The sequence below is a fragment of the Texcoconibacillus texcoconensis genome, from assembly GCF_014202575.1.
Taxonomy (GTDB): domain Bacteria; phylum Bacillota; class Bacilli; order Bacillales; family Salisediminibacteriaceae; genus Texcoconibacillus; species Texcoconibacillus texcoconensis.
This window is the reverse complement of the sequence record NZ_JACHHB010000013.1, coordinates 93311-104318: the sequence shown is the minus strand read 5'-3', so window position 1 is coordinate 104318 and position 11008 is coordinate 93311. Positions and strand designations below refer to the sequence as shown.

Here is an 11008-nt window from a genome sequence, read left to right as displayed (position 1 = left end):
AAAAACATCACTCAACTTATTGAACCGCCGTATACGAGATCCGTACGTACGGTGGTGTGAGAGGACGGAGGGGCGAACCCTCCTCCTACTCGATTTTTGAGTGCGAAATGAAAATTTTCTTAGAACATCATGAATGGAGAAACACGGAGGGGGGAACAAGTGTTTTGTATAACGTAAGCGATGTTTTTACGCTTTCATAAAGCTGTCCATTACTTTAGGTACATAAGCTTGGGTTTCGTTAAAGGGAGGAATCCCACCATATTTGTCAACGTTACCTGGTCCTGCATTATACGCAGCTAGTGCCAACTCCGTATCATTATTGTACTTATCAAGCATTTGGCGAAGATATTTAGCGCCACCATTGATATTTTCGGTAGGGTCAAAAGTATTTTGTACACCTAATGCTTGCGCTGTAGATGGCATTAATTGCATAAGTCCCTGTGCTCCTGCAGAGCTGATAGCATTTGGATCAAAGTTGGACTCTTGTTGAATAACAGCTTGAAGAAGATTTGGATCCACACGGTGTTCTTTAGCAGCTTCTTCAATGTATGGCATAAACTGTTCAGCCGATTTATACGTTGGTGAATTTAACGATAAAAGTGGCTGATTATTGAGCATTGGTTGTAGAGATGGTTTATCGTTAGTGGTTTCTTTAGAAAAAACATCGCCTTCTGTCATATTCGCTTTTAATAATTGAGCGAATAAAGAAGAAGATGGCGACGATATAGAAGAAGTATCGTTACTGAACCCGCGAATTGCTTTGACCTGTGCCATTTCATGAAACAGTTGTATATCCATTGAATAGTCACCTCGAGTAAATTTACTAAACTGGATGCGCAATATAAGAAATAGAGTGGTTATAGTTGATAACTGACCAAACTACGTATCTTACAGCTTACTATTAATAATACATCTTTTTTTAATCAACTTCCATTACCAATATATCGAAATGATATTGTGGTAACATATTTTAGTATAGAATAGAACATTAAAACCGTATCGATCGTGAACGGAAACAATAAGAGGAGACTGAAATCGTGAAAACACAATTAATGGAAATGTTAGAGTCACGCAAAGACAAAATGATTGAATTCGCCGTTTTTTACATGGGGGTCTTCGTGTTGAAGTTAGTTGAATTAGAAGGATAAAATGTACATCAAATTGAAGATGATTACAGCAGAACAAATTTAGTAACTGCTTGAATAAAGAACGTACGTTCGGTATAATTGATATTAATAATAGAAGCTAGGTGGGAGGGGAAGTGAAAATGACAGGTAAAAAGTCAAAGAGAACACTGGATAAAACTGAAATCATAAATATGTATAGAGATGGCTACAGTACTAGTGAAATAGGGGAATGCGCGAATATTTCAGCAAGATATGTACGACAAATATTAACCGAAAATAATATCCCTAAACGACCACGTGGTCACTGGAAACGGAAATATGACTTGAATGAGGATTATTTTAAAACTTGGTCAAACAATATGGCTTATATCCTTGGATTTTTTGTGGCAGATGGGACAATCCCACAACACGCTCAAACAGTGAGTTTCTCTCAAAAAAGTAAATCCATCCTTGAAGATATTAAAGCAGAAATGGGGTCCAACCAACCTCTATATCGAAATGAAAAGACAGGTGTCTATATATTAAATTTAAATAGTAAGGTTATGAAGATGGACTTAATACAGATTCACGGTATCAAACCAAATAAATCAAGTACTATAGAATTTCCACATGTACCAGATAAATACTTAAATCACTTTATTCGTGGCTATTTTGATGGCGATGGCTTTGTGAACTACCCGAAGTTTTTTGTTAGTTTTGTAGGAGGATCTTATTTATTTATGAAACAACTTCAAAACAAACTTGAAAAACAGGGATTTGAAACAAACTTCACAAGTCATGCTACATTTTACCGTGTATACATAAGTGGTAGACGAACTATCAAGTTATTTTCAGATTGGATGTATACTGACAAAGGTTTATTTTTACAGAGAAAGTACAATGAATTTAAACAAGAAAAATTAGATCCAACATTGCTAAAAGACAGTATAAAAACACATAAAAATGCTTTAGAAAAGAGAAAGGATATGAAATAGGAAAGGTCTTCTTCTTTTTTTCTCGGGTAGACATAATATATATTATAGGAATCAATTGAGTGGAACGAAAATCCGTCTCATTAACGTAGTATACTACTTGTTTTGAGACAGAAGAAAAAATTCTGAAACGTTGGTATTACTTATTCATTTCAATATTGTATGTAATGATCGTTCCATCATTAGATTTTTCTTTCAATGTCTCTTCATTTGCCCAATCTGCTGGAAATGAATCACTACTGAAAAAAACGCCTAATGCTGTCGGTTCACCAATATCTATTTCCTTACTACCTATACCCATGAATCCTTTTGATCCAAGCTCTTTCTCTGATTGATAAGGAATTGTGTAATTTACGTTTGATGAACGATCTTGATCTGGATCTTGATAATCATATATTAATGAGGTCGTTAATGTCGAGCCTTCAATCGTTTCGTCTTGATGATCTGATTCAACCAATTCATTTTTACTACTAAAAATTAAAGTGTATTTTTCCGAAAAGTCCAACTCCTTTTCATCACCTTTGATACCTCCCAAAGGAACGACATCGATCTTCTCCCCGTCTTCGTCGTATTCAAGGAACATTTCAATTTGATTTACCTCGTTAATTAAATCTAATTCGTACACTTCAGCTATTGATGTATTGTTACTCAGTAATTTTTGTTCAAATGGATCTAATTCCACAGCTTCAATTTTATTCGACAAACGATTATTTTCTTGATTACTTCCGCAACCAACAATCACACCTACAGATATAACCGTCAATAAAAGTAAGAATAGCGTTTTTCTCACATTCGTCTCCTCCCTTCTTTTCTTGCTTTGGTTAAAGTCATTTTTCCATTTATATTTACGTAACTATACATTTTTAATTACCTATGTGGTGAGTAGTTGACTGATTGCGTTCGGCACATTAGTCGCGATACTGTCGCAAGACAAAAAAAATTAGACCTCCCTTGAGACCTGGCATTAAGGGAGGTCTAAACAACGACCTGAGTCAATCACCCTAAAGGGTTGCTATTGTACATAGCCATAGGTGTTGGCAGCACCTGTGGCTTTTTTAGTATTTGTTGAAAGGTTTGTTGTTATACACTTAAATGTGTGTTTCCTCACCCTTATATTACCATAAGCAATGTGCGTTGAAAATAACTTGATATCTGTTTTTAATTAATCGTCATTTTCCTTTTTTTCTCCCTGTTCTATCCAGGCGTCAAGTACAGATCCAACTTCCTTCGTGTCAAATAAAAATGAGCCGTTCGTATAGCGATCAGTTTTCCTAACTTTGCTTAAGTCAATGGTTTGAGTTGTGCCATTCTCGGGTTGAACGTGAACCATCTCTTCCCCATTGGATAAAAACATTTTCACAATGCGATGAGGATTTGATTTTAGTTCTTTTAGAAGTAAAATACCTCGTCTTGCACGGGTACTCGTCTCAAAATGTGACAGATCCATTTTTTTATACCCAGCTCGTTGACTGATTGTAATGATATAAGAATGTTCACTACTAATTAATTTTCCATTGATAACAACATCTTCATCTTTTAAGTTAATTGCTTTAACACCAGCTGTCCGTAACCCAGTAGGTGTAACTTCCTCTTCATGGAACCGCAATGCATATCCTTGATGAGTTGCAACGATCACATCGGACTCACCAGATGACAAGTGAACATCTAGAACCTCATCCTCACCTTTTAACTTGATACCCATTAAAGCTCGAGAACGTCGTTGAGCATGGTATTCTGAGAGCAATGACTTCTTGATCATCCCATTCTTTGTAATAAAAACGATTGAGTAATCGTCACTAAATGTTTCAATTGGAATTGCATGTACTATTTCATCATTACTATCCATGGAAACCAAATTCGCAATATGTTGTCCTTCATCTTTCCAGCGAATATCAGGTAACTGGTGAACAGGAACAAAAAGATAAGATCCTTTTCGTGTGAATAATAGCAATGTGTGCGTCGTATTTGTGCTATATATCCCTAGTGATCGGTCTCCTTCTTTCATACCAGGAGGTTCTTCTTTAGATGCAGTGTATGAACGCATGCTGGATCGTTTCACATAACCATCACCTGTAACTGTAACCATGACATCTTCAGATGGTACAACCACTTCTAAGTTAATTTTGATATCTTCAATTTCTTTCTGTATTTCAGTTCTTCGCTCATCACCATACGTTTTTTTAATTCGACGTAATTCTTTTTTAATAACTTGAAGTAACCTCTTCGTATCACCTAAAATAGCGCGGTACTCATCAATTTGTTTTGCGAGTTCTTCAGATTCTTCTTGAAGCGTCGTTACGTCTGTATTTGTTAAACGATATAGTTGTAATGTCACGATTGCTTCTGCCTGTGCTTCTGTAAATGAAAATTGTTGTTTGAGTGACTCTTTAGCATCTTTTTTATCTTTCGAAGCACGGATGGTAGCAATCACTTCATCGAGGACAGAGATTGCTTTAATGAGCCCTTCAACAATATGAGCACGTTCTTCGGCTTTTCTTAAATTGTATTGTGTACGTCGAGTCACGACATCTTTTTGGTGCTCTACATAAGCTTGCAATAGTGAACGTAACCCTAATAACTTTGGTGTCTTATCGTGGATCGCAACCATATTGAAATGATAAGAAATTTGAAGGTCTGTGTTCTTATATAAGTAATTTAAAATCCCTTGTGCATCTGCATCTTTTTTGAGTTCGATAACGACTTGCAAACCAGTTCGATCAGTGTCATCACGAACTTCAGCAATACCATCAACTTTTTTATCAATTCTTAGCTCATCAATTTTTTTAACGAGCGTCGCTTTTACGATATCGTAAGGGATTTCACTAATTACGATTCTCTGCTTTCCACCACGTATATCTTCAATGTCTGCTTTACCTCTAAGAACGACTTTCCCTTTTCCAGTTTCGTAGGCTTTTTTAACACCTTCAATCCCTTGAATCACACCGCCAGTCGGAAAATCAGGACCTTGCAAGTGCTGCATTAAATCATCGACAGTTGCATTTGGGTTATCTATGTAATGAATAGCAGCGTCGATCACCTCGCCAAGGTTATGAGGTGGAATATCTGTTGCATAACCACTGGAAATACCGGTAGATCCGTTCGCAAGCAAGTTTGGAAACATTGATGGTAAAACGACAGGTTCATTTTCTGAGTCATCAAAGTTTGGCATGAAATCGACGGTTTCTTTTTCGATGTCACGAAGCATTTCTTCGGATAATTTCGCGAGTCTTGCCTCAGTATAACGCATCGCTGCAGGTGGGTCTCCGTCATTTGAACCATTATTTCCGTGCATTTCTACGAGTAAATTCCGCATTTTCCAATCCTGACTTAGCCGAATCATCGCTTCATAGACAGAAGAGTCACCGTGGGGGTGATAATTTCCGATTACGTTACCGACAGTTTTTGCTGACTTTCTATAAGGCTTATCAGCAGTGTTTCCATCGCGGTGCATCGCATAAAGGATACGACGTTGAACAGGTTTTAATCCATCGCGCGCATCAGGGAGCGCGCGATCTTGAATAATATATTTACTATAGCGACCAAATCGGTCACCGAGAACATCTTCTAGTGGTAGGTCTAAAAACTTTTCTGATTCTTGCAACGGGTTACTCCTCCTCTGTAACAAGTAGGTTCGCGTTATCGAGAATGTTTGTATCCTCGTCTAAACCGAAAGCTACATGAGATTCAATCCAATTTCTTCGTGGTTCTACTTTGTCACCCATAAGTGTAGAGACACGTCGTTCAGCACGTGTAATATCGTCAATTGTCACTCGAACAAGTGTGCGAGTTTCTGGACTCATCGTCGTTTCCCAAAGTTGAGTGGCGTCCATCTCACCTAAACCTTTGTAGCGTTGGATACTATAACCTTTTCCAACCTTATTAATCGCTTCTTGTAATCCTTCTTCATCCCAAGCATACTCAATCTTTTCTTTCTTTCCTGTACCCTTACTGACTTTATATAAAGGAGGTAATGCAATATACACTTTACCTGCTTCGATAAGTTGTCGCATATAACGGTAAAAGAATGTGAGTAACAATACTTGGATGTGAGCACCGTCCGTATCGGCATCTGTCATGATGACGACTTTATCATAGTTAATATCTTTGATATCGAAATCTGGACCAACATCCCCGCCAATGGCATAAATAATCGTTCTAATTTCTTCATTTTTCATGATATCAGCAAGTTTAGCTTTTTCAGTATTAATGACTTTCCCTCGTAAAGGAAGAACCGCTTGATATTTTCGATCACGGCCTTGTTTTGCAGACCCCCCTGCAGAATCCCCCTCAACAAGGTATAATTCATTTTTCTGCGGGTTTTTCGATTGAGCAGGTGTTAATTTCCCGCTAAGCATAGCATCTTTTCGTTTATTTTTCTTCCCGCTCCTGGCGTCTTCACGTGCTTTCCGTGCTGCTTCACGTGCTTGTGCCGCTTTGATCGCTTTACGGATTAATAAATTACTCACTTCAGGATTTTCTTCAAGGAAATAAGACAATTGTTCTGCAACAATTTGATCCACAGCAGAACGGGCTTCTGCTGTTCCTAACTTCCCTTTCGTTTGTCCTTCAAATTGCAGTTTTTCTTCAGGAATTCTCACAGATATAATACCTGTGAAACCTTCACGTATATCGTTACCGTCTAAATTTTTGTCCTTATCTTTTAAAAGTTGCAATTTACGCGCGTGTTCGTTTACGACACGTGTGAAGGCAGCTTTCGTCCCTAACTCATGGGTTCCACCATCTTTTGTGCGTACATTATTAACAAAGGAAAGAACATTTTCCGTAAACCCATCGTTGAATTGGAACGCAACTTCGACTTCAATATCTTGATGTTCTCCCTGGAAAAATACAACCGGATGAAGCCCTTCTTTTTCAGCATTAAGGTATTCAACGAAAGCATTAATGCCATTTTCATAGTAGAAAACATCTTTCTTGATGTCATGCCGGTCACGTTCATCATCAAATTCGATCTGTAAACCTTTCAATAAGAAAGCTGCTTCACGCAGACGTTCAGCCAATGTTTCTTCATGGAAAGATGTTGTACCAAAAATATCAGAGTCAGGTTTAAAGCGAATTGTTGTTCCTGTTTTTTTGGTCTTGCCAACAACTTCTAAAGTCGTATCTGGCTTTCCACCTTTAACAAAGCGCTGCTGAAACTTTTGGCCGTCACGGTGAATGGTCACTTCTAGCCATTCGGATAAAGCATTGACGACTGAGGCACCAACACCGTGCAGTCCACCACTTGTTTTATATCCGCCTTGACCAAATTTACCTCCAGCATGTAAAACGGTGAAGATCACTTCTGGTGTAGGTTTTCCTGTACGGTGCATACCTGTTGGTAATCCACGACCATCATCGGAAACACTCACACTACCATCTTCGTGGAGTTTCACAATTATATGTTGACCGTAACCTGCTAAAGCTTCATCAACGGAGTTATCTACAATTTCAAAAACAAGGTGGTGTAACCCTCTATGGTCAGTACTACCAATATACATACCTGGACGCTTTCTAACGGCATCCAAGCCTTCTAACACTTGAATCGAATCGTCATTATAATTCAATGAATGCTGCGTCAATCTTCTAAACTCCTTTCGTGTCCTCAAGGAAGCGATTCAATAAAATAGACAAGAGAGCATTTGAATAACATCAGTTTCTTGCTCATCCTTATCGCTATTTGATAAACGTTCTATCTTTTTAGGTTGGTTTTCTTTGTTATCTTTACATTGCGTTACCAAATCAGTATGATTCATCATAACACATCAGTACACTCGTTTCGATACATGTCATGTTATGTTCGATTTCTGTTCGTATTCACACTATGTATAATGTAGCGCTTGTGGAACGGTTTTTCAAGCGTATTTATTATAATCAAAAGAAAAGACTGACGATTTTCCTGTATATTTACAGGAGCGTCAGCCTTTAAAGCATAAATATTAATTTTTCTTTGTCATAGCATGTTCGACCTTAATACATCGGTCCATCACAACCTTCATCCCTTCATTTTGGACAATTTCAGCAGCTTGCTCCGAATATACACCTTGTTGCGCCCAAAATACAGAAGCGGATGTTTTTGCTGCTAGTTCAGCAATTTGCGGTAAAAATTCGCTACGTCGAAAAACATTGATGATATCAACATCCTCATCCAATTCATCTAAAGTTGATACAGCTTTGACACCTAATACTTCTTCAACATTAGGGTTAACAGGAATGATTTTGTATCCTGCGTCTTGCATTGCTGCTGAAACCATGTATGACGTTCGTTCTGGGTTGTCAGATAAACCGACGACAGCGATCGTTTCAGACTCTTGTAGTATTTTTTTTATTTCATCGCGTGTTGGATTTTCAAATGCCATTGTAAGCACCCCTTCTACAAATAAATTTCAGTGAATAGAGCAAGAGACCAATTATTTATTCTTTTTTACAATCATGACTGGACATTGAGCTCGTTTAGCAACTTTATGACTTACACTTCCTAACACCATTTGTTGTAGTGGATTTAACCCTCTACTTCCAATAACGACGAGATCAACATTAGATTGATTTGCTTGTGAAACAATTGTAGGACCTGGCTCACCATATAAATGCTTTGTTTTAAAATTCACGCTATGTTGTTCGAACAATTCTTCCACAGGTCGAACACGTTCTTTTCTGTGTGTAGGCCAATCCCTTGGTTCAAAGTCCATCCCCATCACGTCAGTATGAGATGGGATTTCATCAACAACATGAACAATCGTTACAAAACAAGATGTTTGTGTTTTGGCTATATCAACCCCCTTCTTTGCCGCTTCTAGTGAATGAGACGAACCATCAGCTGCTACGAGAATGTGCTCGAACATTCCTCTCCCTCCCAAAGGTCACCCAGATTTTCTTCAAAAACGCGCGGTTTCCCTATTTTAGGTAATTATTAGTTACAAGATATGCACGAATGTATTTTAATATATTGTACGTAAAAGAAGGTGATTTGGTTAAACCTTTCTCACCGCTAATAAGCGGTTCTTAAGCAGAAAAGGTCGTCCTTTATTTTAAATACCCTATTTGGTATCGCTCAAACCTAAGAAAAGAGGTTGAATCAATCCAACCTCTTTTTTGAATTATTATATTTAGTGAAGCGCGTTGTTTAATACTTCCCAACCTTCATCATTCATGAACTCACGATTCCAACTAGCAACCCCTGCTAAATCATACTTCTCCACAAGTTCTACTCGTTTCTCAATAGACATTTCATCTTCAAGCCAAATTTTATGAGTGACCCCTTCTTCTTGAGAGGAATCTTCGACATAATGTTGGCCTGTGGACTGATCATACTCTCGTTCAATCCCTCTACTAGCAATCCATTCCTTTGCTTCATCCATACCAATAGCAGTGGATGACACTTCAATGTTACCGTCTTCCGTTTCTTTTTCCTCCCACAAGCGCGTATATGTTGGAATACCCAATATCAGTTGTTCATGATCGACGACATCTAATAGCACTTGTAGATGTTGTTCTACCCAAGGAAAACTCGACACACTACCAGGTACAGCAGAGTTTGCTGTATGTTCATCATAGGCCATGACAATCATGTAATCAACGATTTCATCTAGTTCTTCTCGATCATAAAACCTTGACCATTGTTCACTACTTGAAATAAAGGTAATATCCATTGAAACAACAAGGCCTGCTTCATGTAAAAACGGTGTCAATTCACGCATGAACTGAGTTAAATGATCCCGATCATCAAGATAGACATTTTCAAAATCAACGTTAATCCCATCTAAGTCATACATTTCACTGTATTGAAGGAGTTGACGAATCATATGATGACGTGATTCATAATCTTTAAGAGCCTCATGAGTTCGATCTGGTTCAAAGTCATTGGAGAATAGCCCCCATACATCAAACCCTTCTTCATGAGCCCATTCAACATAACTTCTCGATCCTAAGTTACGTAAATCTCCGTCACCATTATTAAGGTGAAACCAAGTCGGAGAAACAACATTAACACCTGGCAGCTCCGGTAAGTCCTTAGGGTTCGGGTTATTAGAATAAACAGCTTCCCATGTGAGGTTTACTGGCTCATCAGGAAGAGACAAAGATGATTCATCTTCATTTCGGTCATCGACTTCAATTGTTTTGGTTTCTGTACTCTCTATGATGTCTTCTTTAAGAAAACCTGGTGTTCCATCTTCTGCTATCATTCGAACGAAGCCATTTTCTTCCTGCTCATACAATCGTATAGAATCCCCTTCTACTAACGTTTTATAATAGGGAGAACGTATATCTGGTTCACTTCTGATATTTCGCTTCGATTCACGCCCATCTAAAACCTTACCATAATCAATTTCATCCCCATCTTTATCTACCCATAAAACATTCTGATTTTCATCATATTCAAACGAAAATGGATAAATATTCGCAAGTTGCTCTAGTTCAACAAATTGCTCTTCTCCATCAGTAATAAATGATTCTACTGCAAATGTAAACGGTTCTTCGTTGACATAGCCTTCAATTTCATCATTTGGAAACCGTAAAACTTGATTTTCTGTTGTTATAATAACCGCATCACTTGATTCATCGTAATGGATTGTTTCATCTAGATGTTCTTTGATGAATGAAAACGGTAAGAAAAGGTGGTCCTGATAGTCATTAAACGCTTTGTCATAATGATTACCTTCGTAGATAATGGCATTGTCAGGACGTCGGTCTTCAATCTTCTCATTTGAAGGGAATGGGTAAAGGATAACGATAAAAACGACTGTCAGTATGAAAACCATTGCTATTAAGCTAAATAATTTCATACGTTTTTTTCGTTTTTCTACCTCTTTCTGGTCACGACTTCGCATCTGATTATTCTCCCCTTTTTCGGCTATCTTGTTGTTGATTCCCCTTTTGTTAATTATGTTTGTATGTATAATGGTTGTTATTAAT

General features: G+C 37.8%; 8 protein-coding genes. 1 reads left to right on the top strand and 7 read right to left on the bottom strand.

Features of this window, described 5'->3' with window-relative positions; translation table 11 throughout:
- Window positions 1–186: 186 nt before the first annotated feature.
- Window positions 187–798: a lytic transglycosylase domain-containing protein gene (locus HNQ41_RS16820; protein ID WP_184664943.1), complete on the bottom strand. Its 612-nt coding sequence runs from the start codon at window positions 796–798 to the stop codon at window positions 187–189.
- A gap of 469 nt (window positions 799–1267) precedes the next feature.
- On the opposite strand from HNQ41_RS16820, the gene HNQ41_RS13440 reads away from it, so the two are divergent.
- Window positions 1268–2101: a helix-turn-helix domain-containing protein gene (locus tag HNQ41_RS13440; RefSeq protein WP_184664951.1), complete on the top strand. Its 834-nt coding sequence runs from the start codon at window positions 1268–1270 to the stop codon at window positions 2099–2101.
- Window positions 2102–2237: 136 nt separating this feature from the next.
- Here HNQ41_RS13440 and HNQ41_RS13435 read toward each other — a convergent pair whose 3' ends face one another.
- The 6 genes from HNQ41_RS13435 to HNQ41_RS13410 all read right to left on the bottom strand — a co-directional run bounded on the left by HNQ41_RS13435 (window position 2238) and on the right by HNQ41_RS13410 (window position 10923).
- On the bottom strand, window positions 2238–2888 hold the full coding sequence (locus HNQ41_RS13435; RefSeq protein ID WP_184664942.1) for a hypothetical protein: 651 nt from the start codon (window positions 2886–2888) through the stop codon (window positions 2238–2240).
- Between the two features lie 372 nt (window positions 2889–3260).
- On the bottom strand, window positions 3261–5699 hold the full coding sequence (gene parC / locus HNQ41_RS13430; protein WP_184664941.1) for a DNA topoisomerase IV subunit A: 2439 nt from the start codon (window positions 5697–5699) through the stop codon (window positions 3261–3263).
- Between the two features lie 4 nt (window positions 5700–5703).
- Window positions 5704–7677, bottom strand: coding sequence for a DNA topoisomerase IV subunit B (parE, locus tag HNQ41_RS13425; RefSeq protein WP_184664940.1), 1974 nt, complete (start codon window positions 7675–7677; stop codon window positions 5704–5706).
- A gap of 357 nt (window positions 7678–8034) precedes the next feature.
- Window positions 8035–8454 (bottom strand): CoA-binding protein, encoded by a 420-nt coding sequence (locus HNQ41_RS13420; RefSeq protein ID WP_184664939.1) that lies wholly within the window; start codon window positions 8452–8454, stop codon window positions 8035–8037.
- Window positions 8455–8505: 51 nt separating this feature from the next.
- Window positions 8506–8937, bottom strand: coding sequence for a universal stress protein (locus HNQ41_RS13415; protein ID WP_184664938.1), 432 nt, complete (start codon window positions 8935–8937; stop codon window positions 8506–8508).
- Window positions 8938–9201: 264 nt separating this feature from the next.
- Complete coding sequence (locus HNQ41_RS13410) at window positions 9202–10923, bottom strand: glycosyl hydrolase family 18 protein (protein WP_184664937.1); 1722 nt, start codon at window positions 10921–10923, stop codon at window positions 9202–9204.
- Window positions 10924–11008: the final 85 nt, after the last annotated feature.